Annotated in this window: 22 protein-coding genes and 1 other RNA gene; 9 read left to right on the forward strand and 14 right to left on the reverse strand. The window is 63.9% G+C overall.

What is annotated here, in order from left to right:
• The first annotated feature begins 28 nt into the window (after nt 1–28).
• Together BJ994_RS00785 and BJ994_RS00790 are read left to right on the forward strand one after the other, a co-directional pair.
• The gene (locus BJ994_RS00785; RefSeq protein ID WP_167990430.1) at nt 29–1,009 is read left to right on the forward strand and encodes a GlxA family transcriptional regulator; all 981 of its coding nucleotides are present in this window, start codon (nt 29–31) and stop codon (nt 1,007–1,009) included.
• Between the two features lie 14 nt (nt 1,010–1,023).
• A complete protein-coding gene (locus BJ994_RS00790) occupies nt 1,024–1,440 on the forward strand; it encodes a CoA-binding protein (RefSeq protein WP_167990433.1) in 417 nt (138 codons plus the stop codon).
• Between the two features lie 24 nt (nt 1,441–1,464).
• Here the strand turns inward: BJ994_RS00790 and BJ994_RS00795 are convergent, their stop codons facing one another.
• Entirely contained in the window at nt 1,465–2,292 is an 828-nt protein-coding gene (locus BJ994_RS00795; protein ID WP_167990435.1) for a DUF1206 domain-containing protein, read from the reverse strand.
• Between the two features lie 75 nt (nt 2,293–2,367).
• Between BJ994_RS00795 and BJ994_RS00800 the strand changes: the two genes are divergently transcribed.
• The 3 genes from BJ994_RS00800 to BJ994_RS00810 are packed head-to-tail and all read left to right on the forward strand — an operon-like array spanning nt 2,368 to nt 3,961.
• Complete coding sequence (locus BJ994_RS00800; protein WP_167995764.1) at nt 2,368–2,775, forward strand: MmcQ/YjbR family DNA-binding protein; 408 nt, start codon at nt 2,368–2,370, stop codon at nt 2,773–2,775.
• The gene (locus BJ994_RS00805) at nt 2,768–3,319 is read left to right on the forward strand and encodes a DUF1990 domain-containing protein (protein ID WP_167990437.1); all 552 of its coding nucleotides are present in this window, start codon (nt 2,768–2,770) and stop codon (nt 3,317–3,319) included. The genes BJ994_RS00800 and BJ994_RS00805 overlap by 8 nt, the downstream gene beginning before the upstream one ends.
• Before the next feature lie 9 nt (nt 3,320–3,328).
• Nucleotides 3,329–3,961, forward strand: a complete 633-nt coding sequence (locus BJ994_RS00810) for an HIT family protein (protein WP_167990439.1) — start codon at nt 3,329–3,331, stop codon at nt 3,959–3,961.
• A gap of 54 nt (nt 3,962–4,015) precedes the next feature.
• Here the strand turns inward: BJ994_RS00810 and BJ994_RS00815 are convergent, their stop codons facing one another.
• The 6 genes from BJ994_RS00815 to BJ994_RS00840 all read right to left on the reverse strand — a co-directional run bounded on the left by BJ994_RS00815 (nt 4,016) and on the right by BJ994_RS00840 (nt 9,625).
• Nucleotides 4,016–4,402 (reverse strand): DUF1304 domain-containing protein, encoded by a 387-nt coding sequence (locus tag BJ994_RS00815; RefSeq protein WP_167990442.1) that lies wholly within the window; start codon nt 4,400–4,402, stop codon nt 4,016–4,018.
• A 104-nt stretch (nt 4,403–4,506) separates the two neighbouring features.
• Nucleotides 4,507–6,807 carry a phosphoribosylformylglycinamidine synthase subunit PurL gene (gene purL / locus BJ994_RS00820; protein WP_167990444.1) on the reverse strand — a complete coding sequence of 767 codons (2,301 nt, stop codon included), beginning with the start codon at nt 6,805–6,807 and terminating at the stop codon, nt 4,507–4,509.
• On the reverse strand, nt 6,804–7,583 hold the full coding sequence (gene purQ / locus BJ994_RS00825; RefSeq protein WP_167990446.1) for a phosphoribosylformylglycinamidine synthase subunit PurQ: 780 nt from the start codon (nt 7,581–7,583) through the stop codon (nt 6,804–6,806). The genes purL and purQ overlap by 4 nt, the downstream gene beginning before the upstream one ends.
• The gene (purS, locus tag BJ994_RS00830; RefSeq protein WP_167990448.1) at nt 7,580–7,837 is read right to left on the reverse strand and encodes a phosphoribosylformylglycinamidine synthase subunit PurS; all 258 of its coding nucleotides are present in this window, start codon (nt 7,835–7,837) and stop codon (nt 7,580–7,582) included. The genes purQ and purS overlap by 4 nt, the downstream gene beginning before the upstream one ends.
• Before the next feature lie 191 nt (nt 7,838–8,028).
• Entirely contained in the window at nt 8,029–8,643 is a 615-nt protein-coding gene (locus tag BJ994_RS00835) for an SSI family serine proteinase inhibitor (RefSeq protein WP_167990451.1), read from the reverse strand.
• 55 nt (nt 8,644–8,698) lie between these two features.
• Entirely contained in the window at nt 8,699–9,625 is a 927-nt protein-coding gene (locus BJ994_RS00840) for a 3-methyladenine DNA glycosylase (protein ID WP_167990453.1), read from the reverse strand.
• A gap of 355 nt (nt 9,626–9,980) precedes the next feature.
• Here BJ994_RS00840 and BJ994_RS00845 point away from each other — a divergent pair, with 355 nt between their 5' ends.
• The gene (locus tag BJ994_RS00845; protein ID WP_167995765.1) at nt 9,981–13,046 is read left to right on the forward strand and encodes a S8 family serine peptidase; all 3,066 of its coding nucleotides are present in this window, start codon (nt 9,981–9,983) and stop codon (nt 13,044–13,046) included.
• A gap of 206 nt (nt 13,047–13,252) precedes the next feature.
• Nucleotides 13,253–13,531 (forward strand): hypothetical protein, encoded by a 279-nt coding sequence (locus BJ994_RS00850; protein ID WP_245192217.1) that lies wholly within the window; start codon nt 13,253–13,255, stop codon nt 13,529–13,531.
• Nucleotides 13,532–13,566: 35 nt separating this feature from the next.
• On the opposite strand, the gene BJ994_RS00855 is transcribed toward BJ994_RS00850, so the two are convergent.
• Nucleotides 13,567–14,853 carry an aspartate kinase gene (locus BJ994_RS00855; protein ID WP_209066423.1) on the reverse strand — a complete coding sequence of 429 codons (1,287 nt, stop codon included), beginning with the start codon at nt 14,851–14,853 and terminating at the stop codon, nt 13,567–13,569.
• Nucleotides 14,854–15,049: 196 nt separating this feature from the next.
• On the opposite strand from BJ994_RS00855, the gene BJ994_RS00860 reads away from it, so the two are divergent.
• Both BJ994_RS00860 and BJ994_RS00865 read left to right on the forward strand, forming a co-directional pair.
• Nucleotides 15,050–15,982 (forward strand): ABC transporter ATP-binding protein, encoded by a 933-nt coding sequence (locus BJ994_RS00860; protein WP_167990459.1) that lies wholly within the window; start codon nt 15,050–15,052, stop codon nt 15,980–15,982.
• Nucleotides 15,979–17,106 carry an ABC transporter permease gene (locus BJ994_RS00865; protein ID WP_167990461.1) on the forward strand — a complete coding sequence of 376 codons (1,128 nt, stop codon included), beginning with the start codon at nt 15,979–15,981 and terminating at the stop codon, nt 17,104–17,106. The genes BJ994_RS00860 and BJ994_RS00865 overlap by 4 nt, the downstream gene beginning before the upstream one ends.
• A gap of 1 nt (nt 17,107) precedes the next feature.
• Here BJ994_RS00865 and BJ994_RS00870 read toward each other — a convergent pair whose 3' ends face one another.
• The 6 genes from BJ994_RS00870 to BJ994_RS00895 form a co-directional block, all read right to left on the reverse strand.
• The gene (locus tag BJ994_RS00870; protein ID WP_167990463.1) at nt 17,108–17,833 is read right to left on the reverse strand and encodes a GNAT family N-acetyltransferase; all 726 of its coding nucleotides are present in this window, start codon (nt 17,831–17,833) and stop codon (nt 17,108–17,110) included.
• On the reverse strand, nt 17,833–18,429 hold the full coding sequence (recR, locus tag BJ994_RS00875; RefSeq protein WP_167990465.1) for a recombination mediator RecR: 597 nt from the start codon (nt 18,427–18,429) through the stop codon (nt 17,833–17,835). Before recR ends, BJ994_RS00870 begins: the two co-directional genes overlap by 1 nt.
• A 42-nt stretch (nt 18,430–18,471) precedes the next feature.
• Complete coding sequence (locus BJ994_RS00880) at nt 18,472–21,306, reverse strand: DNA polymerase III subunit gamma and tau (RefSeq protein WP_167990468.1); 2,835 nt, start codon at nt 21,304–21,306, stop codon at nt 18,472–18,474.
• A gap of 9 nt (nt 21,307–21,315) precedes the next feature.
• The gene (gene gluQRS / locus BJ994_RS00885; RefSeq protein WP_167990470.1) at nt 21,316–22,236 is read right to left on the reverse strand and encodes a tRNA glutamyl-Q(34) synthetase GluQRS; all 921 of its coding nucleotides are present in this window, start codon (nt 22,234–22,236) and stop codon (nt 21,316–21,318) included.
• A 24-nt stretch (nt 22,237–22,260) separates the two neighbouring features.
• Nucleotides 22,261–22,357, reverse strand: an RNA gene (gene ffs / locus BJ994_RS00890) — signal recognition particle sRNA small type.
• A 17-nt stretch (nt 22,358–22,374) separates the two neighbouring features.
• Nucleotides 22,375–23,862, reverse strand: a complete 1,488-nt coding sequence (locus BJ994_RS00895) for a glycosyltransferase family 39 protein (protein ID WP_167990473.1) — start codon at nt 23,860–23,862, stop codon at nt 22,375–22,377.
• Nucleotides 23,863–23,921: the final 59 nt, after the last annotated feature.

Raw genomic sequence — 23,921 nt, forward strand, 5'->3', positions numbered from 1 at the left:
TCGTCGTAAAAACTGCCATACTGAGTCGATGATCTGCTCCGTCGCTGCCATCGTGCTTCCTCCCGTCGCAGCATTCGAGTTCGGCGTCGCCTGCGAAGTTTTCGGGATCGACCGCTCCGACCGCCAGGACGGTGTACCCAAATTCGACTTCCGGGTCTGCACACCAAAACCTGGACTTCTCCCAGGCAAAACAGGTTTCTCCCTGCAGGTCACAGAGGACCTGTCCGCCACTGAGACCGCAGACCTGGTGATCATGCTGCCCTACAGCGTCAACTCACCGTGCCAACCCGAGGTTCACCAGGCACTCCGCGCTGCCCACGAACGCGGCGCGTGGGTACTTTCCGTGTGCAGCGGGGCGTTCGCCCTCGCCGAGGCAGGACTGCTCAACGGGCGACGCGCGGCGACGCACTGGATGTACTCCCAACAACTCGCCAAGCAGTATCCGGAGGTTTCGGTCGATGAGAACGTGCTCTATGTCCAGGACGGCAACATCATCACCAGCGCCGGAACAGCGGCCGGCATCGACGCATGCCTGCACCTGATCCGGACCGAACTCGGAGCCGCGGCGGCAACCAGCATCGCGCGGTCCATGGTGGTACCGCCACACCGTGCCGGCGGGCAGGCACAGTACATCGACCGCCCCATTTCCGTTTCCGAGTGTGACACCCTCGAAGACGTCCTCGTCTGGATGGACACCCACCTCAGCGAGGAACATTCCGTCAGCGCACTCGCCGCACGCGCCCACATGTCCGAACGCACCTTCGCCCGGCGCTTCAAGGCTGAAACGGGTACGACGCCGGCCGCCTGGCTTGCAGCCCAGCGTGTCCTCCGGGCACAGGGCCTGTTGGAAGAAACCGACCTCAGCATTGAAGCGATTGCGAGGGAAACCGGGTTCGGGCAGGCTGTGTTGCTCCGTCATCACTTCCAGCGCACGCTTGGCACCAGTCCCGCGGCTTACCGGCGCACCTTCCGTGGCGTAACGCCGGCAACCGAACTAACTACCGTTTGAGATGAAAGGCACACATGCCGCACCACAATGACCCTGCCACCATCCAGAGGCTCCTTACAACGCCTGGCCGCTGGGCCGTCGTCGGTCTCTCCAATAATCCGCTGCGCCCGGCAGTGGGCGTAGCGAAGTTCCTCATCGACCGGCTGGGCATGGATGTTGTGCCCGTGAGCCTGAAGGGCGATGACGTTCACGGCCGGACCGGGTACACGAAGCTGCAGGATGTGCCGGGGGAGATCGACGTCGTCGACTGCTTCGTGAACAGCCAGCGCGTTGGCGCGGTGGTGGACGACGCTATCGCTGTCGGCGCGAAGGCCGTCTGGCTGCAGCTGGGCGTGATCGACGAGGACGCGGCGCAGCGCGCCGCCGACGCAGGGCTCGACGTCATCATGAACGCCTGCCCCGCCATCGAGGCGCCTCGGCTGGGCCTGTAACGGTTGGAGAAGATGTAGCAGGAGCTACATCTTCTCCAACGGCGCCCGCACAATGCTGTAGATCCCGTACGCGATCAAGCCAACCGCAATCACGCCGAGGACCAACGCACCGAACGGTTGCTCCTGCAGGGACTTCAGGGCGCCGTCGAGCCCGGTGGAATCCTCCGGGTCTGCCCGCACCGTCGCGACGATGAACAGAAGACCCAGCACCGCGAGCGCTACACCCTTTGCGCAGTAGCCGACGGCCCCGACCACCTTCACGGCCGTGCCCCAGGGCCGTCCGGGCACCCGCTGCAGGTCCTCGAGGAACTTCCGCTTGGCACCCTTGTAAACGTAGTAGCCGCCGATGCCGATGACGGCGGCACCCAGCACGATCAGCAGTACGGCACCGGCCGGGTTGGTCATCAGCGTCGAGGTGAATGTGCTGGTGGTCTGCCCACTGTCGGTCGAGCCGCCGAGCGCGTAGATGCCGAAGGTGACGCCGATCGCCGCGTAGGCAATTGCCTGCCCGATCGCCTTGAGCTTTCTGCCCCACTTCTCCTTGCTCTCGCGCCCGTTCCAGGCGAACGCCGCCTCACTGAGCTGGAACAGGGCGAGCGCAACGCATCCGAGGAAACCGAACCAGAGCAGGAAGATCCCTCCCGGCTGCGCGGCCAGCTGCCCCATTGCCCCGGACTGGTCAGCGCTGCCGCTGCCACCCATCGCGATCCCAACGGCAATAAACCCGATGACAAGGTGCATGAGTCCGTTGGCGGCGAATCCCAGCCGGGCGGCCGTCTCGAATGCCTTGGAATCCGCTGCTTCCTCCGCCCCGTCAGCAATCTTTCGTGCGTGCCCACCGAGGTCTGCCATTGTGTGTGCTCCTTGATCGTGATCCCTCTATATTGTCACTGCTTGATGTCACTGCTTGGCGGTACGCTCGTCGTTGTGGATGCAGCACAGCTTCGGGATACCTGCCTGTCGATGCCGGGCGCTTTCGAGGACTTCCCATTCGGGCCGGAGGCATCGGTCTTCAAGGTGCGGGCGCCGGGCGGTGCGGCGAAGATGTTCGCTCTCTCGGACCTCGATTCGTCATCCCTTTCCATCAGCCTCAAGTGCGAGCCGGCGCTCGCCGAGCAGCTGCGGGCCGCTCACCCGGAGATCACCGGTGCGTATCACATGAACAAGACCCACTGGAATGGCGTCGACTGCACCGGAAACCTCCCCGATGGCATGCTGCGGGACATGATCGAAGACTCCTATGACCTCGTGGTGGACTCCCTGCCGAAGAAGGACAGGGAGTCGCTCGGATGGACCCGCCTGGCGCGATCCGGTGAGGCAGGCAGCAATGCCTGAGATCACTCACACAGCAGTCGGCTTCACCCGGACCGCCGTGTGGCCGGCAGGGTTCCGTCCGTTCCGTCACCGCATTCAAGTCGGCTCAGGTGAGGAGGCGTTCCGTCGCCTCGCTGAGGGGATCCTGACCTTCGACCTGCACCGCCGCGCCGGGCTCGAGGTGGCAGGGACCGCCCGCGCCGCCGTCGGGGTTGTGGTGGTGCCGCGCTTCGGCGTGGGGCCATTGCGACTGAACGCGCCGTGTGAGGTGGTGTGGGCAACGGACCTGCACAAAAATAACGACGACGACGGCACCCGCAGTCAGGCGCGCACCGCCCGCCGGTCCGGCTTTGGCTACGCCACCCTGCCCGGCCACCCGGAATGCGGGGAGGAGGCGTTCATCGCGGAGCTCGCGGTGGACGGCACCGTCTACTTCGACCTGCGCGCCTACAGCCGCCACGGACACTGGTTCTACCAGCTGGGCGCACCCGTAGCCCGGTTCTGCCAGTGGTGGGTCACCCGGCGATACCTGGCAGCGGCCCGTTCCCTCGCACGCGCAGGATAGCTTGGAGCCATGACCTGGACGCCAGAGCAGTATGCCGAGTTCATCCGATCACATGCGGACGCCGAGGGCCGGCTGCCCAGCTATCAACAAGAGTGGATGACCTTCCCATTCGATGTCCCAAGCCTTCCCATCAAGCCGTGGTTGGATCCGGTGGTTCCGGAACCGGAGCGGTTCGGTGTACGGCCCGAAGATTGCCGGGCGTGCGCCCAACAGGATCAGGGCATATGGCTCAACGAGAACTGGCGTCTATTCGCTTGTGAACCCACAGGATTGCCGGTGCTGCTGATGCTGCAACCCCGCAAACATTATGATTTCGCTGACCTCCCAGATGAACTCGCTGCCGAAATGGGTGTGCTTCTGCGGCATATCGCGGCTGCCGTCGAAGGCATGGACAACATCGAAAGAGTGCACATGGACAGGTGGGGCGACGGCAGCGCACATCTGCACTGGTTCATCACCGGACGTCCAACCGGTCAGCTGCAGCTGAGGGGCACCTTCTGCGCGGTGTGGGAAGTCGTGATGCCTGCCCTGCCGCAGGACGTGATCGACGCCCACTCGGTTGAAGTCGCAAGACGGCTTCAGGCAAGCTTTGGCGGCTCCATCACGTCCGAATCACAGGCCGAAGGCGCCGCAAAAAGCTGAGCAGCAGCTTCCCGGCGAAAGACCGGGCTGCGCAGATCTTTTGCGCGCCGCATTTCAGAAGGACACGATTACCATGCCAACCAGCGCCACCAGCGGCGGAACCCCCTGAATCAGCGCACCGATCCACAGCGCGCGGATGGTGACAAAGAGTACGACGGCGGCCAGCACCATGGATCCCAGCGCCATCACGATCATCCCGTACCCCACAAGGGTTCCCGAGAGCGCCAGGCCGATGATCACCCCGGCGGCGAGGAACAGGTTGTAGAAGCCCTGGTTGAAGGCCATGGGCCGGAGGATGTTGGCGTGCTCCTGGGAACGGACGTCGAACTTCCGCCACACTGACGGGTGACGCCAACGGATGGTCTCCAGGACAAAGATGTAGACGTGCAACAGAGCCGCAATCAAAGCAAACAGCGCAATGGGAAGCGGGAATGTCGTCATGAAACAACCCTATCCGCTGGCCTGCTGCAACCTCTCCTCGGGCCGGTAACGATCTGGGCAGCGGCGGCCGGGTGGGCAGCAGTCGCAGCCGGCCGCAGCCCCACTCAGCCGAAGTACTTCGGCAGCGTCGCTTCGTGTGCTTCCTTCAGCTCGGCGAGCGGGAGGGTGAAGTGACCCTGCACATCCAGCGCCTGGTTCTCCGCGTCCACCACTCCGATACGAAGCCGCGGGAAGTTCCGTGCAGTGCACATGTCGTTGAACCGCACCTCTTCGGAACGGGGAACAGCGACGACGGCGCGGGCCTGGCTCTCGCTGAACAGTGCAGTGAACGGGTCGATTCCGTCGCGCTCGCACAGCTCATCGATCCCGATCCGGGCACCGACACCGAAACGCAGCGCTGCTTCGGCGAGTGCGGCTGCGAGCCCGCCCTCGGAGAGGTCGTGTGCGCCGTCGATCATGCCGTCACGCGACGAGTTCACGAGGATCGCAGCGAGCGTCTTCTCGGCGTCGAGATCCAGAACCGGCGGCTGTCCGCCGAGGTGTCCGCGCAGGTTCGCCCACTCCGATCCGTCCAGCTCGTCGCGGGTGGTACCCAGGAGGTAGATGGCCTGCCCGTCCTCGCGCCAGCCCGAAGGCGTGCGGCGGGCGACGTCGTCGAACACGCCCAGCACACCCACCACCGGGGTGGGATGGATGGCCACGCCGCCGGTCTGGTTGTACAGCGAAACGTTACCGCCGGTCACCGGAACTCCCAGCTCCTGGCATGCATCGGCCAGCCCGCGGACGGATTCGGCGAACTGCCACATGACCTCGGGATCCTCGGGCGAGCCAAAGTTGAGGCAGTCGGTCACGGCCATCGGCTTTGCACCCGACGTAGCCACATTCCGGTACGCCTCCGCCAGCGCCAGCCGGGCGCCGTCGTACGGGTTCAGGTAGGAGTAGCGGCCGTTGGCGTCCGTCGAAAGTGCAATGCCGAGGCCAGTCTCCTCATCGACCCGGACCACACCGGCGTCGTCGGGCATGGCCAGTGCGGTGTTGCCCTGCACGAAGCGGTCGTACTGGTTGGTTATCCAGTCCTTGGAACACATGTTCGGCGAGGCCATCAGCTCAAGCACGGCGCCACGAAGGTCTACCGGGCGCTCCCCGTCGAAGGAATCGGCCTGCACGCCGTCCAGCCACGCGGGACGGTTGTACGGACGCTCGTAGACCGGGCCGTCGTGAGCGACCGTGCGGGGGTCGACGTCGACAATCTTCTCGCCCGCCCACTCGATGATGAGGCGGCCGGTGTCGGTCACCTCGCCGAGCCACGAGTACTCGACGTTCCACTTCTCCATGATCGCCTCGAAGGCGGCGACGTTCTCCGGCGTCACGACCGCCATCATGCGTTCCTGGGACTCGGACATGAGGATCTCGCCCGGGGTCAGCGACGGATCACGAAGCAGGACGTTGGTGAGCTCTACGTGCATGCCGCCGTCGCCGTTGGATGCGAGCTCGGACGTGGCACAGGAGATCCCAGCGGCACCAAGGTCCTGGATTCCCTCCACCACGGAGGCCTTGAACAGCTCCAGACAGCACTCGATCAGCACCTTCTCGGCGAAGGGATCGCCCACCTGGACAGCGGGGCGCTTAGCCGGCCTGCCGGACGTCTCAGTGGAATCGAACGATTCCGAAGCCAGCACCGACGCGCCGCCAATGCCGTCACCGCCGGTCCGCGCACCGAACAGCACAACGCGATTGCCGACACCGGACGCATTAGCCAGGCGGATGTCCTCATGCCGCAGCACGCCGACCGCCAGCGCGTTCACCAGCGGGTTGCCCTGGTAGACGGAATCGAACACCACTTCGCCGCCCACGTTCGGCAGTCCGAGGGAGTTACCGTAGCCGCCGATGCCGGCCACAATCCCGTGCACCAGCCGTGCAGTGTCCGGGTGGTCGATCGCCCCGAAGCGCAGCGGGTCCATGACGGCCACGGGCCGTGCACCCATCGAGATGATGTCGCGGACAATGCCGCCGACGCCCGTCGCAGCACCCTGGTACGGCTCCACGAAGGAGGGGTGGTTGTGGGACTCGACCTTGAAGGTCACCGCCCAGCCGTCACCGATATCGACGACGCCGGCATTTTCGCCGATGCCGACCAGGAGGTGCTCCTTCATGGCTTCGGTAACCTTGTCGCCGAACTGGCGCAGGTGCACCTTGGAGGACTTGTAGGAGCAGTGCTCGCTCCACATCACCGAGTACATGGCGAGTTCAGCCGCGGTTGGACGGCGGCCGAGGATCTCGACCACGCGCTGGTACTCGTTCTCTTTCAGGCCCAGTTCGGCCCAGGGGAGCTCCTGGTCCGGGGTCTGAGAGGCATGCTCAACCGTGTCGATGTTGAACTTCTTGGACGTTGTTCCTGTGGTCACTTGTTAACCAGTTTCTGCAGTACCGAAGTGAAGATGCCGAGTCCGTCGACGCCTCCGCGGACGTCAACCTCGCCGAACGCTGAGGAGTCAGGGCCGAAGCCGGCTTCCACCGCATGCTCCGGGTGGGGCATGAGCCCGACAACGTTCCCGTGCTTGTTCGTGATTCCGGCGATGTCGCGGCGGGAACCGTTCGGGTTGCCGCCCACGTAGCGAAAGACCACGCGGCCTTCACCCTCGAGTTCGTCCAGGGTGTGCTCGTCGGCAACGAACTGCCCGTCCTGGTTCTTCATCGGGATGACAACTTCGCTGCCTTCGGAGTACGACGACGTCCACGCCGTCGTGCTGTTCTCCACGGCCAGGCGCTGGTCGCGGCAGAGGAAGTGCAAGTGGTTGTTCTTGATCATGGAACCGGGCAGCAGGTGCGCCTCGGTGAGGACCTGGAAACCGTTGCAGATGCCCAGCACGGGAAGCGATCCACCGGAAGCGGCTGCAGTGATCTGCTCCATCAGCGGGGCAAACCGCGAAATGGCACCGGCGCGCAGGTAGTCGCCGTAGGAGAAACCACCGGGAATGATGACGGCGTCCACGTCCTTGAGATCGTGGTCCGCATGCCAGAGCGCGACGCCGGTGCCTCCTGCGAGCCGGACGGCACGGAGCGCGTCGCGGTCATCGAGGGAACCGGGGAAGGTGACGACGCCGACGCGGATCCCGGAAAGGTTGGAATCAACAGCGTCAACGTCCGTCAGCGAGCCGATCAACGGAACTTCAACGCTCACTGGGCGTCCTCAATGACCTCGACCCGGGTCACGTCCTCGATCACCGGGTTGGACAGCAGTGTGGTCGCGGCGCTTCGCGCGTGTTCAAGGACTTCCTCGGTGACGTCACCCTCGATGGTCAGTTCGAACCGCTTGCCCTGACGGACCTCGGCGAAACCTGTGAACCCGAGCCGGGGGAGGGCACCGGCGATGGCCTTGCCCTGCGGATCGAGGATTTCAGGTTTGGGCATGACGTCAACAACGATCCGGGGCATCCGGCAACTCCTGTTAAGTAAGAACAGCGCTTTTAAATGCGGTTGCCCGACGGGTGCCGTCTCACGCTCAGAAACCAAGCGTCCACTCTCAATTGAGGACACGATCCGGCGCTCCGCGAGCTTGCTGTCCCATTCTACCGGCCCATCGAGGGCATCCGTGACCCGGTTTCATAGGCCCGAAAAGGAAGCGTCTAGCGTGCCCCGGACGTTCCGAGGATGGACTCAAGTGCGTTCCACCGAGAGATCTCACAGCCATCGGTGGCCGCGAACGACGCCGAGACCCGCTTACCGTCCACGGTGCCCTTGACCGATGCCGTCTGTGGGCCCCCGTACTGCTGCGTGCACATCCGGTTGGGGTCGGGCTTGGCGGTGAAGAACGCTGCACCCAATTCCTTCACGGCCGCGCACGCTGCCTCCGGATTGGGCAGGGTGGTGGCCTCTCCAACGCCATCCGCGGTGCACTCCAACACGTACTGCGTTGCCTCGGCCTCCGGACTCTGCTTGATGCTGATGTTCAGCATCGCGGTACCGACGGCGGCGGGGTCGCTGGGAAGCGTAGGGCTTGGTTTCGGCGAATCTGTTGGCATGGTGCTCTCTGAATCAGTGGGGGAGCCGGACGCAGATCCTGCAGGATCCGTTGGCTCCGTGGATGAGTCGGTCGAGTCAGTGGGTGCGGGCGTCAGGTCAGCACCGGGATTGCTGCCCGGCGCGCCGCACCCCGCCAACAGCACAGCGAGTACGGCGCCTGCCAGTAGACCTGTGCTTCTGACGGTGGCGCTGCTTGTGGCGTCGCCTATGGATCTCATGGGAAACCTCCTTGTTGCCCTCAACGTCTCGCGGCCCTTTGAGTTCCGGGCCGCATCAAAGCCCGAACTGTGGATCGGGCGTCAGTTGTTCCAAGTACTTCTTCAACTGTGCACGCAGTTGCTGGGATTCAGCCGAGAATGCGCGCTGTGCCCGCACATAGTCCACCTTCCCCGCCGCGGTTTCGATGGGAATCGGCGGATAACCCCACTCCTGGAGATCGTACGGAGATGCTCGCATGTCCATGGCCCGGATCCGCCAGGAGAGTTCGAAGCAATCCATGACGAGTTCGCTGGGCAACGCCGGCGTGAGCTTGTAGGCCCACTTGTAAAGATCCATGTTGGCGTGGAGGCAGCCGGGTTGCTCCAGATCGCGCTGGCTTTCGCGGGTGGGCTGAAGTTCATTGAGCGGCGCAGCCTGGGGTGCATAGAACCGGAAGGCGTCGAAGTGAGTGCATTTGATCCTGTTCTCCTCGACCACCTGGTCCGTTCCACGGGCACCAAGGCGCAGGTTCAGGTACTCGTGCCGCACCGGGTTCTGCTCCGAGCGGTAGGCCATGGCCCACTCGTGCAGCCCGAAGCAGCCGAACTGTGCCGGGCGGGCCGCGGTGCGGGAAATGATGATGTCCGCGAACTGCACGGCCTCTACCCGCGCTTCAAGGAAAGCGGCGTGATTGAGCATGACGGCGCCGTCGTCGTCGATCAACAGGCTTTCTTTTTCCCTGGCGGTGAGCGCGCGGTAGAACTTCCAGTCCGCGCGCTCAAGGGCAGCGGGCCCGGTCAGGACGGTGTGGGCGCCGGGATGCCACCGCAGAAGCTGCGCCGGTTTCTGGGTGTAGTAGGTGAACAGGAAATCCTCGACCGGGTGCCTGCGCTGCTCAGCGCGTCTGCGCAGGTAGGGCTCGGTGTAGGTGCGAACGCGCTCAGCGTAGGCCCGGGCGCGCGGCTCCCACTGGTCCTGAGTGAGTACGAGAGGGGAAGGCACGCTCCATTATCTCCTGCGCCTATCGAGCCTGCTTTTCATACCAGACTCGCACGAAGATGTTAATGAACGATCGTTATAAGAACTCTTTTTTGCGCGAGAACCCGGTTAAAGGGCAGGTGGCGCCAAGCTCGGTCGATTAGTGGTCGGCGACGCGGGGTAGCCTATTCGAGGCTCGGTTGTGATTCAGGGCACAACACCCAAGTGCACTGGGCTACTTTCAGATCGGTTCATCCGATCGCGTTTTCCGATGAAAGGTAATCAAAGCGTGAAAGCCCCCCATCATAAGACTCCGCGGGCAGGTGGTCTGCGCAGAGCTACAGCTCTTGCCGTCGGCCTTCCGTTGGTGCTCGGTTCCATGGCAGCGACACCGTCCGTCGCTGCTCCCACCGGTCCTGCCGCCCAGCAGATTCAGCCGGTCAAGAAGATCAACCCGAAGGACTACCCCGACGGCCGTTACATTGTTGTGCTCAACGAAGAGCCCGCAGCAACGTACGACGGCGGCGTAGCCGGCATTGAAGCCACCAAGCCTGAAGAGGGCGAGAAGCTCAGCGCCGAGGACCCGAACGTCCAGAAGTACCAGAAGCACCTTGAGAAGCAGCAGAAAGCTGTGGCCGCCGAGGAAGATGTGGACATCAACCGCACCTACACGGCAGCCATCAACGGCTTCAGCGCTGAGCTGAGCACGGAGCAGGCTGTTGAGCTGGCCAAGGACTCGGACGTCCTCATGGTGGCCAAGGATGTTGAGCATGCTCCCGATGACTACTCCAGCATGGACTTCCTGAACCTCACCGGTAAGAAGGGCGCCTGGAAGACCCAGTTCGGCGGAGTCAAGAACGCCGGAGCAGGCACCGTAGTCGGTGTCATCGACACCGGCTACACCCCCGACAATCCGTTCTTCGAGGGCAAGAAGGTCAAGCCGCTCAAGGGCAAGCAGAAGCCCAAGGTCGGTGAGCCGTACCTGAATGAAGACGGCAACATCGCCATGCTGAAGGCCGACGGCGAAACCTTCGTCGGCGAATGCCAGGCAGGCGAAGGCTTCACCGGCGAGGAGTGCAACTCGAAGGTGCTTGCCGCACAGTACTTCGCTGATGACTTCGTGCGCTTCATTCCTGAAGAGAATCGGGCTGAAGAGGAGCTCCTCTCACCGATCGACGTCGACAGCCACGGCACCCACACCGCCAGCACCGCCGCCGGCAATGACAAGGTGACCCAGGTTGTTGACGGCCGCGACTTCGGCAAGTCCTCCGGTGTTGCTCCGGCAGCCAAGCTCTCCATCTACAAGACCTGCTGGGCCGACGATGATCCCAACACCGGCGGTTGCTATTCCTCGGCTGCCATCGCCGCAATCAACCAGGCAATCCTGGACGGCGTGGACGTGCTGAACTACTCCATCTCGGGCAGCACCACAACCACCACCGATCCCGTCTCGCTCGCGTTCCTTTCCGCGGCGTCGGCAGGCATCTTCGTGGCTGCTTCGGCAGGTAACTCCGGGCCCACCGCAAGCACGGTCAACCACGGCGGTCCCTGGGTAACCACTGTTGCTGCCAGTACATTCAGCCACGCACTTCAGGGCACCGCTGAGTTCTCCGACGGAACCGAGTTCCGTGGCGCGAGCATCATGAACGCCGGAGTTCCGGCCAGCCCCGTGATCCTGGCTGCGGACGCTGCAGCAGCAGGTGCCGTTGACCCGGCCCTGTGTGCTCCGGATTCACTCGATTCCGCACTCGTGAGCGGCAAGGTTGTTGTCTGTGACCGCGGCGTCTACGATCGCGTTGCCAAATCGGCTGAGGTCGCCCGTGCGGGTGGCGTCGGCATGATCCTGGTCAACCTGGTGGATTCCTCCATGGATACCGACAAGCACTCCGTCCCCACCGTGCACGTGAACGCTCCGCAGAGCCTCGAGCTCAAGGAGAAGGTTGCTGCCAACCCGGACATCACCGTTGCACTGGTTCCTGAGGACACCACCGGCGACCCGCTGCCCCCGGTTCCGCAGATCGCAGGGTTCTCCTCGCGCGGTCCGTTGCTGGCTACCGGCTCGGATCTTCTCAAGCCGGACATCGCCGCTCCGGGCGTTGCAGTGCTTGCCGGTGTTTCCCCGATCGGGACCGGCGGAGACGAGTTCGGATTCCTTTCCGGAACCTCCATGGCTTCGCCGCACATCGCCGGTGTTGGTGCCCTGATCCTGGCCGAAAAGCCGGATTGGTCGCCCGCAGCGGTCAAGTCGGCGATGATGACCACCGCGGACCCGGTCAAGAACGCTGAGGGCGGCGTTGACGGCGACGTCTTCGCAACCGGTGCAGGCCAGGTTGATCCGACCAGCGTGTTGAACCCGGGTCTGATTTACGACGCCGATGCCCGCGACTACCTTGAGTTCGTTCAGGGAACCGGTCTCGACGTTGGAATCGACGGCCTTGAGGGCGTCGATGCGAAGAACTTCAACGTAGGTTCCTTCGCAATCGGAAGCCTTACGGGTAAGACGACTGTTACCCGTACGGTTACAGCGCTCACGCCTGGCCTGTATAGCGCCAGCGCCAACGTGCCGGGCATGAACGTCACCGTCACGCCGTCGATCCTGAACTTCAGCGCTCCCGGTGAGACCCGCACCTTCGAGGTGACCTTCGAGCACGCCGGCGCTCCGCTGGGCGAGTTCACCAAGGGTTCGCTGGTGTGGGAGGGACAGAACAAGGTTGTTGCTTCCCCGATCGCGGTTCGCCCGCAGTCGGTTGTTGCTCCGTCCGAGGTTGCGTTCTCTTCCAACGGTCCTGACGGCAGCGGCGCAATAGAGGTCACTTCCGGAACCAACTCTCCTGTGAACATGACCCTGGAGGGTCTGTCCAAGGCGAGCAGTGAGGACCTCTCGCTGGTTCCCGGTCCTGTGGCTGTAGCCAACAACGCGTCGAACTTCCTCACCGAGGTAGAGGTTCCCGAGGGAACGCCGTTCGCAAAGATGTCGGTGCTTTCAGCCGATGACACTGCGGACTTCGACCTGTTCGTGTTCGACCCCAACGGACGGCTCACCCAGGTGGCAACCGCCGCGGCAAGCGAGACCCTGACCCTGAATGACCCGATCCCGGGTAAGTACACGGTTGTGGTCAACCTCTACGCCAGCACTGACGGACGGGCAACCGCTGCAACGTTCGATGCAGCGATCCTCGGTGCCGATGAAGGTAACGCGACACTGACTCCGAACCCGCTGGAGCTTCCGAACGGTGAAACGGGCGAAGTAACGCTGAACTGGACCGGCCTCGAGCCCGGCTCCTACGTTGGCCGGATCACCTACGAGGGCTCCACCTCCGTCACCTTCGTCTCTGTTGTGGTGAGCGGTTCCGGTACGCCGGAGCTGACCCTGCCGCAGATCAACGGAGCGGACAAACTGCCGACCGGCCCGCGTGAGGAAACCACGCCGACCATCGGCAAGTAGTACCCGCGGGACGGCCGCCGACTGAATGGTCGCCGGACGTCCCGCACATCACTCGCACCAGGGAAATGCCCCCGCCACCCATACCGGGTTGTGGGGGCATTTCGCGTTGTGAACCTAACCCGCCATTGAGGTGGAGCTTTTTGCCGCCGGCGGACTTAAAATTGGGGTACTCGAGCGGCCAAGACCTAGCGAAGAAGGCGATACCCATGGCTGAGAGAACCCGGCGCCGCAGGTTCAGGAACCCCGCGAGCATCTTCCTTGGACCTGCAGACCGCAACGATCCTGACGAGCCTGTCCTTCACCGGCATGATGAATTCGAAACTGCATCAGAAACTGAACTCGCGGAACTGGACATCGAGACGGACTCCGACGGACACCACTATGCGGTCCGCAGGCATCCGGACCATCCGACAGAGAAGCGGACGGATCCGGTCCAGAAGTACACCGACTACCTCAAGCGGCCGGTGCTCCACACGGAGGACTAACGGCCGCTTAGGACTAGCGGCCGAGCCTCTAAACCCTAGCGCCCGGTGCCTGCGTAGACCGTTGCTACGGCGTCGCCGTCGAGTTCGAATGCCGCATGCACCGCACGCACAGCGGTGTCGAGCAGATCGGCGCTGGTGACCACTGAAATACGGATCTCGGAGGTGGAAATCATGTCGATGTTCACGCCGGCGTCGGACAGAGCCCGGAAGAACTTGTAGGACACACCGGGGTTCGAACGCATGCCGGCCCCAATGAGGGAAAGCTTGCCGATCTGCTCGTCGTACTCGATGCCCTCGTACCCGACGTTCCGCTGCGCAGCCTTGAGTGCGGCGAGTGCGTCTGCGCCCTCCACGATCGGGAGGGTGAACGAGATGTCCGTGTGGCCGGACCCGTGGGTGGACACGTTCTGGACGATCATGTCGATGTTCGAGTGCGCACCGGCCACGATGCCGAAGATCTCCGCAGCCTTGCCGGGGATGTCCGGCACGCCGACAACGGTGACCTTGGCTTCGGAGCGGTCATGGGCAACACCGGAGATGATGGGCTGTTCCAAGGGTTCTCCCTCTTGAATCTTGATGGTGTCATCGGGGCTGGGTAGAACCCAGGTGCCCTCGAGCTGGCTGAAGGATGAGCGGACGTGCAGCGACACACCGAAGCGGCGGGCGTACTCAACGCAGCGCAGATGCAGGATCTTCGCTCCGGAGGCAGCCATTTCCAGCATTTCCTCGCTGGAGATTGTCGAGATCTTCTTCGCCGTGGGCACAACCCGTGGGTCAGCCGTGTACACGCCGTCGACGTCGGTATAAATCTCACACACGTCCGCGTTGAGCGCCGCAGCGAGCGCCACCGCTGTGGTGTCGGAGCCGCCGCGACCCAGCGTGGTGATGTCGTTGCTGTCCTGGCTCATGCCCTGGAAACCGGCAACAATCGCGATGTCGCCGCGCTCAATGGACGTTTTGATCCGGTGCGGGGAGACCGCGATGATGCGGGCCTTGCCGTGGATGGCATCGGTGATCATACCGGCCTGGCTGCCGGTGAAGGACTGGGCGCTGGAACCTGCCTCATGGATGGCCATCGCCAGAAGAGCCATGGAGATGCGTTCACCGGCGCTGAGCAGCATGTCCATCTCACGGGGGGTGGAAGCGCTGCTGACCTGCGCCGCGAGATCAAGCAGTTCATCCGTGCTGTCACCCATGGCCGAGACGACGACGACAACCTCGTTGCCCGCAGCCTGCGTCTCTACTACGCGCTTCGCGACGCGTTTGATGCCCTCGGCATCGGCCACGGAGGAGCCACCGAACTTCTGAACAATTAAGGCCATGCGCACGCTCGCAGAAACTTGAAAAACAATCTCCGGCGGCATCCTTGGCGCCCGAAACAGGTTCATGGAATGGGACACTGTACGGCGGTAGCCGCACGGAACAGTTTAACCGTTCCGTATCAACCCGCCGAATTGTGCGTCGAATTGTGCAGTGTTCCAGCGGGAGTTTACTCGAGTCACTTGCTAGGGTCAGTCTATGACCAATGGGTATGGGGGAATCATTGCCAAAGGTATTCAAAGGAGTTTCGGCTCCGTTGCGGCTGTCCGCAACATCGATTTCGAGGCGCCGCCCGGTGAGGTGACGGCGCTCATCGGGCCAAACGGTTCGGGTAAAACAACGCTCCTTCTGATGCTCGCTTCACTGCTGGCGCCCGACGCCGGCACACTCACGGTGGGCGGCGTTGATCCGCTTGAGGACGCCGCGAGCGTCCGTCGCCGGGTGGGCTGGATGCCCGACACACTCGGCGTGTGGGAAACGCTGAAGGCGCGCGAGATCCTGACAACAGTCGGTGCCCTCTACGGCATGACGACGACGGCGGCGAGCCACCGGGCCGCTGAATTGCTCGCTGAGGTGCGGCTCACCGAATATGCGGATGCTCCCGCCAGGGTTCTTTCGCGTGGCCAGCAGCAACGGCTCAGTCTGGCCCGGGCGCTTATCCACGATCCTGAAGTCCTCCTCCTCGATGAGCCGGCATCCGGACTGGATCCCGGCTCACGGGTGGAGTTGCGCATCATGCTCAGACGCCTGGCGGGCGAAGGCAAGACGGTGGTTGTTTCCAGCCACGTCCTGTCCGAACTGGATGAGATTGCCGACCGCGCGGTGTTCGTGAACCGCGGGGAGTCGGTGAAGAACCAGACGCTGGATGAAGCCGGCACCCAAGTTCGCCGGTATTGCATACAGGCCGAGCCCATGGGACCACTGGCCGACGCCCTGACCAGCCACGGTGTGACTTTCGAGGCGCGGGGAGATTCACGGCGCGCTGAGTATCAGGTGCTCCTCAGCAGCACCGAGCAGGCGGCGTGGCTGCTTCGCACCCTGGTGATGGCCGACGTCGTCGTCACCGCCTTTGCGCCCGCTGGCGGCGCCCTCGAAGAGACTTACATGAGCCTGGAAACGGAACGGCAATGAGCACACAAACTGTAGAGGAGACGCGCGCCGGGTCACTCGGCTACGCAGCAGGGATTCGCACGGTCTTCGGTCTTGAGATGCGGCAGCGGCTGCGCGGCCGCGCCTGGTACATCATGCTGCTGGTGTGGTTTGTGGTCATCGGGCTGGTTTTCATGCTCGCAGCGTTGACCATCTCCGCGTCTACCCCGAATGGCAGCGGACCGGTCCTGTTCGAGATGATTGTCGGGTTTGTGCTGTTCTTCGGCCTGCTGCTTGCGCCCGGCCTGTCAGCGAACGCAATCAACGGCGACCGCGCTGCAGGAACACTGGCGATCCTGCAGGTAACCCTCCTGACACCGGGACAAATCCTGTGGGGTAAATGGCTTGCCTCGTGGGTGGCGTCCCTGGGCTTCCTTGTACTCAGTACGCCGTTCATCTTCTGGGCTCTCGCGCTGGGCGGGGTCAATCCCGTTGAAGCGTTTGTCTCCCTGATCATGCTGGCGATCGAGCTCGGCCTGGTCTGCGCGCTCGGCGTAGGGATCTCCGCACTGGCCGGGCGGCCGCTGTTCTCGATCGTCGCGACATACATGATGGTCGCGCTGCTGGGGCTGGGGACGCTGATTGCGTTCGGGTTGAGCTACTCCCTTGTGGAGGAGAAGAACGTTCAGGTCACGCAGTCCTTCCCCGACTACAGCAGTCAAACCTTCGATAGTAATGGCTTCCCGGTCCAGGAGGAGCTGAATTGCATAACCGAGGAAGTGACAACCAGCGTCTGGCACTCCCAACGAATCGCCTGGCTGCTTGCCGCCAACCCCTTTGTGCTTGTGGCAGACGCAGTCCCGTACGACAGGGAATCCGATGAGCCGGAAACCGGTGGGTTCGCCCCTACTTACCGTATGCCCGGTGTCATGGAAAGCATCAGTCAGCAGGTCCGTCTCGCGCAGGCAGGTCCGGACTACAACGTGACCTGTGAGGAGTCGCAGTTCTTCGGCGGCTCAGGCAGGGATATCGAGAGCGAGCCCTTCCCGATCTGGCCGCTCGGCCTCGCCCTGCAGGGCGCACTCGCAGGCGGGCTTCTCTACCTTGGCCGCCGGAAGCTCGTAACCCCGGTGCGACGGCTCGCGCAGGGTACCCGAATCGCGTAGGTCAGGATTCCGGCTGGACGATGACTTCCCACTGGCCGAACAGCGTGAGTCCTGACGCGATAGCCAACCGTGCTGACGCCTCGTTCTCGCGTTGGCAGCGGTACTGGGTTTCGTATCCCAATCGGCGTGCCTGTCGACTGATTGCGCGCACGACGTCGCGGCCGTAACCCCTGCCGCGAAAGGCCGGGAGGGTAAGTACGCCGAGGTCCGCCAGCCGCGATCCGTCCCACGGGTACATGCTCGTTGCGCTCACCAGATCGCCATTCGCGAAAGCCCCGAAGACCATCCAGTGGTCGAGTTCGACGAAGGCTTCATCCTTGTCCGGGCCAGGAGCGTTCGATTGGAACCGGGTGAACGTGGCTTCATCCGCAGAACTCAGTTGCCGTACTTGCGGTGGATCCGGCTCCTCCAGCAAGTCGTTCAGGGCGGAGATTGGGAAGTGGAAGTAGAGGTCAGGGCTGTGAAGCAGAATTCCTGCCGAGGCCAGTGCGTTCCTGAACATCTCTTCGGGGACTGATGGTCCTGAAAGGTGTAGGCCGGCCAGTACTTCGGGCGTAACTGCGGCAGTGGCGCTTCCATCCGGCATCCTGAGCACCATTACACGCAGCTTGTCGCTGAGGTCAGGATTGACGATAACGCTGAAGCCGCCGTCGTCGTACTGTATGTTCTCCCGCGGGAAACGCGACTGCCAGAAGTCGATGACGGGCTGCGGATAGTCGGGCGTCATCAGGAAACGGTGCGTCGGCCCTCGAAGGCGCGGCCGAGGGTGATCTCATCGGCGTATTCGAGGTCGCCGCCCACGGGCAGGCCCGATGCCAGGCGGGTGACCTTGATGCCGATCGTCTTCAGCATGCGGACCAGGTACGTTGCCGTTGCCTCACCTTCGAGGTTGGGGTCGGTGGCAATGATGATCTCCTGGACCTCATCATCGGAGAGCCGGCTCAACAGTTCGCGGATGCGCAGCTGGTCGGGCCCGATTCCGGCGATGGGATTGATGGAGCCTCCGAGCACGTGGTACTTCCCGCGAAAGGACCGGGTGCGCTCGACGGCGATGACGTCCTTCGACTCCTCGACCACACAGATGGCTGTCGGGTCCCGGCGGGGGTCACGGCAGATTCCACAGGTTTCCTGCTCGGCCACGTTCCCGCAGATGGTGCAGAACTTCACCCGCTCCTTGACCGTCACGATGGAGTTGACGAGCCGTTTCATATCTTCGCCGTCCGCCTCCAGGATGTGGAAGGCGATGCGTTGGGCGGATTTCGGCCCTACACCGGGCAAACGCCCCAGCTCGTCGATGAGCTCCTGAACTGCGCCTTCGTACACGGGTCTCTCTTAGCTGTTGGCGGTACTGGACTTCGACGGCGCCTACTGGTCGAGGCTCCGCTCTTCAATCAGACGACCGTTGAGGATCCGTTCGATGGCCCGGCGGCCAACGAGCCCGGACTCTTCAAGGGTTTCATCGTCCGCACTCGGTACGTCATCAACGTAGCTCAAGTCTACGGCCCCGCGATCTGGTCGCTGCGGCCGCGCCGCTTCCGCTCGCGCGGCTTCGTCCAGCAACTGCTGGTAGCGGCTCGGTCGGGACGGAGGTTCATCCTCGAACGAGGGTTCCTGCGGACCCGGATCATCCGGATCGCGGAGTGGTTCGGAAACGCTCCAGTCGCTCGCGGGCGGGGCTTGGTGCGCGGTCTTGTCTTGGGCCTGATGCCCGGGAGCAACAGCTGGGACGGGCTCACGCTCGGTTGTCCCTTCTGCTGCAGGCCCGGCACCGCTGACGACGGCGGACGGCTGGCTTGGTACCGGCGTTTCGTCGGGAGCCCATGTGGTCTCTGTTCGGGCTGATCCGGCGGGCGGAGCTTCCTCACCCTGCGTTGGGCGGGTGTCAGATGCGGATTCCGCAGGCGAGGGACTGCTTGAGGAAGCGGTGTGGGACGGAGATTCCGCAGGAGATGGGCGGCTTGAGGAAGCGGTGTCGGACGGAGATTCCGCAGGCGAGGGAGTGCCCGAGGAGGCGGCAGCGCTGGACGGCAGGCCCCAGGCCTCATCGACAGAGGAGGTAGTTTCCTTGGCCTGGTCCGCCGACTGCACCGGCGCAGCACCGGGACCGTCTGCCGGCTGGTCCCGGCTAGTAGGTACTTTTGGGTCGGGTTCACCCGCTGCCGCGGCACCGTCATGGATCGCTTCGATGTTGCAGTTGAGCCCGAGCACCTTATTGATGGCCTGCTTCAGGTTGTCCATGTGCTGACCGCGCTGGAACCCGAGCGCATTCCCTTGCGACGCGAACACAAGGGTGAGCTGGTTGCCGCTGAAGGCCCTCGGCTTGGCATCTGTGTTTACGTTGAGCCAGGTGCTGCGCTTGATGCTCGCCAGCTCGTCCATGATCTCCGGCCACGCGCGGCGAATCATCTCGATCTGGCCGTTGCCCTGTGGTGCGGGAGGCTGGGACGTGGAAGCCTGAGCTGAGTTCGCTGCGGCGGGCTGCGATGGCGCAGCTTGCTGTTGCGACGCGGATCGCTGGGATGCGGACTCCTCCTGGGAGTCCCCCTGCTGCGCGACGGTTGCCGCGGGAGAAGACTGCTGCGATCCCTGCTGCTGCACCGGTGACTGCTGCGTTGAGCGTGCCTGATCGCCGGACGGCGGCGTTGACTCCTGCGCCGACGCCCGCTGGCTGGCCCGCTGGGCATCTGGGGGCTGCTCTCCGGACGATTCCGGAGGAAGGCCCCATCCGCCGCCCCAGTCCGCAGCACCGGCTTCCTGCGCCGGACCTGTTGTGCGATCCAGTTTCTCTGCCGGAACGGGTGCTTCCTGCGAATCAGATGCCGAGGGGCCGGCGCTCTCACGCTGGGAATCCGACACCGAGGAGGGTGCTGCTCCGGCTCTTGAGGAAGGCGGAACCGAGGATGAAGCCGACGCCGCGGACGAATCGGGCGCGGCAGACGGCGCCGCGGACGCTTCCGGAGGAGTCGCGGACGCTTCCGATGGAGTCGCAGGCACAGGACCCGGCGCCGTCGTCGTACTGGTTTCGGGGAGGCCACTGGCGTAGCTGAGGCGGCGTTCGATGCGGTCCACCCTCGCGAGGGTGCCCTGCTCGGACTGGTCGGCCGCGGGTAACAGGATGCGGGCGCACAGCAGTTCCAGATGGAGGCGCGGTGATGTTGCACCCGTCATCTCGGTGAGCGCGGTGTTGGTGATGTCAGCGGCACGGGAGAGCTCGGAGCGGCCCAGCTGCTGTGCCTGCGTGCGCATACGGTTCAGCTGGTCTTCCGGCACGCCGCGCAGGATGGAGGCCGCGGCGTCGGGCACTGCGTTCACGATGATCAGGTCGCGGAAACGCTCGAGCAGGTCCTCAACGAAGCGGCGCGGATCGTGGCCCGTCTGGATCACGCGGTCCACGGCACCGAAGACCGTGGCGGAATCGTCAGCGGCGACGGCGTCCACCACGTCATCGAGCAACGAAGCATGGGTGTAGCCGAGCAGGGAAACAGCAAGCTCATAGTCCAGCCCGGACGAACCGGCCCCTGCCATCAGCTGGTCCAGTACCGAGAGGGAGTCGCGGACCGAACCTCCGCCGGCACGAACAACGAGCGACAGCACACCCGGAGCCACCGGAATGTTTTCCTGGTTGCACAGCAATTCCAGATAGGCCATCAGCGGTTCGGGCGGCACCAACCGGAACGGGTAATGATGGGTGCGGGAGCGGATGGTGCCGATCACCTTGTCCGGCTCCGTGGTGGCGAAGATGAACTTGATGTGTTCCGGCGGCTCTTCGACGATCTTCAGCAGCGCGTTGAAACCCGCACTGGTGACCATGTGGGCCTCATCGATGATGAAGATCTTGTAGCGATCCCGCACCGGCGCGAAAGTTGCGCGCTCGCGGAGATCGCGGGCGTCGTCAACACCGCCGTGGGAAGCGGCGTCGATCTCGATGACGTCAAGGCTGCCTGACCCATTGCGTGCCAGTGCGACACAGCTGTCACAGGTGCCGCACGGAACCGGCGTGGGACCCTGCGCGCAGTTCAGGCAGCGGGCAAGGATTCGGGCGGAGGTGGTTTTGCCGCAGCCGCGCGGGCCGGAAAAAAGATAGGCGTGGTTGACCCGATCCTTGGAAATCGCCGTCATCAATGGTTCGGTGACGTGCTCCTGGCCGATGACGTCGGAAAAGGTTTCCGGACGGTATCGGCGGTAAAGGGCTGTACTCACAGAAGAACTCTATCGGTTGGGTGTGGCGGCCGCGTCATCGGTGGAGGAGAGGTTGGAGGGGTCCACCACCCATGCTTCCCGGGGCAGTTGCTCGGGGTCAAACGCCTCAAGCGCAGTCTCAAGCGAGAAGTCCGGAAGGCCCAGCGAGCGGAGAATCAATGCGCGGATCTGCAGTACATCCCAGCCCTCCGCGGTGAGTGCTTCGAGGGTGACCGAACCATCCCGCTTGGCCAGCCGGCGCCCTTCCGGGTTCAGTGCCAGCGGGACGTGTGCATACTCCACCGGAGGCAGTTCGAGGAGGGATCCCAGGTACGCCTGCCGCGGCGCCGAACTCAACAGGTCCTCCCCGCGGACCACCTGGTCGATGCCCTGCTCCGCATCGTCGACGACGACGGCCAGGTTGTACGCAGGCACGCCGTCATTGCGCACAACAACAAAGTCATCGACTGCGCCTGCGTACGTACCGTGCAGGAGGTCGCGGACCTCGTAGGAGTCGACGCAGGCACGCAGCCTGAGAGCTGCAGGCCTGACCGAGCGGGCGGCTTCCCGCTCCGACTCCGAGAGATTCCGGCAGGTACCGGGGTAGTGGCCCGGCAGGACGTGCGGTGCGGACGCGGCCTCTGCAATATCCCGCCGCGTGCAGAAGCACTCGAAAAGGCGGCCGTCGTTCCGAAGGTGCGTGACGGCGTCGTCGTAATGGTGCAGCCGCTCGCTCTGGCGGCTGACCTCGCCGTCCCAGGAAAGCCCGAGGGCGGTCAGTTCGGTGAGCTGCGCGGCTTCGGCTCCGGCGCGCACCCGGTCGAGGTCCTCGACCCGCAACAGGAATCGTCGCTCGGTGGAGCGTGCGAACAGCCACGCGAGGAGAGCCGTACGGAGGTTGCCCAGGTGCAGTTCGCCGGAAGGGCTGGGCGCGAATCGGCCGGCGGCCACGGATAACCTCCCAGTCGCGGAAAATGAGAAGACCCCTCATGCACCTGCCAGAGCCCGCTTACCCTTGCTACCTTCCGGTCCTGGGGGAGTTCAACAGGATGACACCACATGAGGGGCCGGGAAATAGTCTACAGGCTCTCAATCGAAGTGCCGAAATGCGGGCCAGAGCTCGCTCCACGGCGCAAGCGGACCGGTGCAGACGGTGATCGGCTGGCCCTGTTCCTCGTTGTCCACGCCAACTCCGTTGTCGAGCGTCGCAGCAGTTTCGCACAGCTCGAACTGCTGCGCCACGGTGCGGATCTGCCCGCCGACGATGACCGCCGTCGTCGTTCCGTCCGGTGGCACGCCCTCGAAGTACAGCTGGTTGTGGCCGCTGTAGGGCATCGGCAGCCCGAGCTCCGGCCCATAGCGCGCCATGGCCCCGGCCTCGCCGTAGTTACTGGTGATGATCACGGCAGCCTCCGGCTGTTGCCCGTACACCTCCGCGATCCGCTCCACATACGTATGCCAGCCCACCTGGTCAGCGGCGAGCTGGTTGATGTCGGGGACAGGGCTGTTTCCGAGCACGGAAACCGGCAGCAGCGGAAGTGCGATCACCGCTGACACAACCGAATTCACGACGACGGCGGCAACCGCCCACGCGCGCCAGCCCGGACGCCCCCGGAAGAACTCCGCCACCGGCACACACCCGGCTGCGAAGAGGACCGCCAGCAGACCATAGGGATAGTAAATCTGCCCGCCTGCGGCGAAAGCGAAGACAAGGAGGAACGGGAACGCTGCCGCCAGGAACCGTGCTTTCCGCCATTGCGGGCGTCGGAACAGGGCAACCAAGCCGGCAACCCAAACGGGCACCAGCGGCGGCCCGAGCAGGAGGAAGAGGAAGGGCCACATCAGAACGCGTACCTCGCCGGCGTTGTTTTCCGTGAGTGCGGCGCCCATGGCGAGCTGCGGCCAGTCGTTCACCGCCTGGTAGATGAGGTTCGGGGAGCCGATCACCAGCGCGACGACGGCGGCCCCCAACGCTCCCTTTGACCAGAGCATTCGTCGTGGTCCGGCAACCAGGAGCCCCAGTGCGAGGGAAATGAGCAGTCCTGCGATGAGCAACTTGTTGTACATGCTGAGGCCTACCAGGATGCCCGCGGCGAACCACCAACGGTCTTCGCCGCGGAGAATCGCACGCAGGATCAACAGGCAGACGGCGGGCCACATGAACAGATCGAACGAGGCCGTCAGCATCACGTGCCCCATCAGTAGGGGCATCGACGCGAAGGCGAAGGCCCACGCGCACAGGGTTTGAGCGTTTTTACCGCCGCCCAGCTCGCGCGTGATCAGGGCGACAACCAGAACTGAGGCCGCCGCCGCGAGGGTTGCCGGTATGCGGATGAACCAGACCTCATCCACGATTCCGCTCAGGAACTGAACGACGAGGGGAGTAAACGGCGGCTGGTCCACATAGCCCCACGCGGGTTCGAGCATCCGGAAGTACAGCTCATCGCGGTGGTAGCCGTACTCCCAGCTGGTGACCGTGAGGACCAGGGCCAGGGTTCCCATCGCCAGGAATACCGGCACATCTGTCCTGCGCCGGTGTTCCTGTGCCGGTCTCAGAGGCGTATGGGTGCCGTCCATGCCTTGAGTATGCGACAGCACGGGGATCGATCCAAGGGGTGCAGTGCTTGAGCAGATGC

The organism is Arthrobacter pigmenti (genome assembly GCF_011927905.1).
Taxonomy (GTDB): domain Bacteria; phylum Actinomycetota; class Actinomycetes; order Actinomycetales; family Micrococcaceae; genus Arthrobacter_D; species Arthrobacter_D pigmenti.

Coding starts and splice junctions, on each gene's coding strand:
- BJ994_RS00785 (WP_167990430.1), top strand. CDS start 29: ATGATCTGCTCCGTCGCTGCCATCGTGCTTCCTCCCGTCGCAGCATTC.
- BJ994_RS00790 (WP_167990433.1), top strand. CDS start 1,024: ATGCCGCACCACAATGACCCTGCCACCATCCAGAGGCTCCTTACAACG.
- BJ994_RS00795 (WP_167990435.1), bottom strand. CDS start 2,292: ATGGCAGACCTCGGTGGGCACGCACGAAAGATTGCTGACGGGGCGGAG.
- BJ994_RS00805 (WP_167990437.1), top strand. CDS start 2,768: ATGCCTGAGATCACTCACACAGCAGTCGGCTTCACCCGGACCGCCGTG.
- BJ994_RS00810 (WP_167990439.1), top strand. CDS start 3,329: ATGACCTGGACGCCAGAGCAGTATGCCGAGTTCATCCGATCACATGCG.
- BJ994_RS00815 (WP_167990442.1), bottom strand. CDS start 4,402: ATGACGACATTCCCGCTTCCCATTGCGCTGTTTGCTTTGATTGCGGCT.
- purS (WP_167990448.1), bottom strand. CDS start 7,837: ATGCCCCGGATCGTTGTTGACGTCATGCCCAAACCTGAAATCCTCGAT.
- BJ994_RS00835 (WP_167990451.1), bottom strand. CDS start 8,643: ATGAGATCCATAGGCGACGCCACAAGCAGCGCCACCGTCAGAAGCACA.
- BJ994_RS00845 (WP_167995765.1), top strand. CDS start 9,981: ATGGCAGCGACACCGTCCGTCGCTGCTCCCACCGGTCCTGCCGCCCAG.
- BJ994_RS00850 (WP_245192217.1), top strand. CDS start 13,253: ATGGCTGAGAGAACCCGGCGCCGCAGGTTCAGGAACCCCGCGAGCATC.
- BJ994_RS00855 (WP_209066423.1), bottom strand. CDS start 14,853: ATGGCCTTAATTGTTCAGAAGTTCGGTGGCTCCTCCGTGGCCGATGCC.
- BJ994_RS00860 (WP_167990459.1), top strand. CDS start 15,050: ATGACCAATGGGTATGGGGGAATCATTGCCAAAGGTATTCAAAGGAGT.
- BJ994_RS00865 (WP_167990461.1), top strand. CDS start 15,979: ATGAGCACACAAACTGTAGAGGAGACGCGCGCCGGGTCACTCGGCTAC.
- BJ994_RS00870 (WP_167990463.1), bottom strand. CDS start 17,833: ATGACGCCCGACTATCCGCAGCCCGTCATCGACTTCTGGCAGTCGCGT.
- BJ994_RS00895 (WP_167990473.1), bottom strand. CDS start 23,862: ATGGACGGCACCCATACGCCTCTGAGACCGGCACAGGAACACCGGCGC.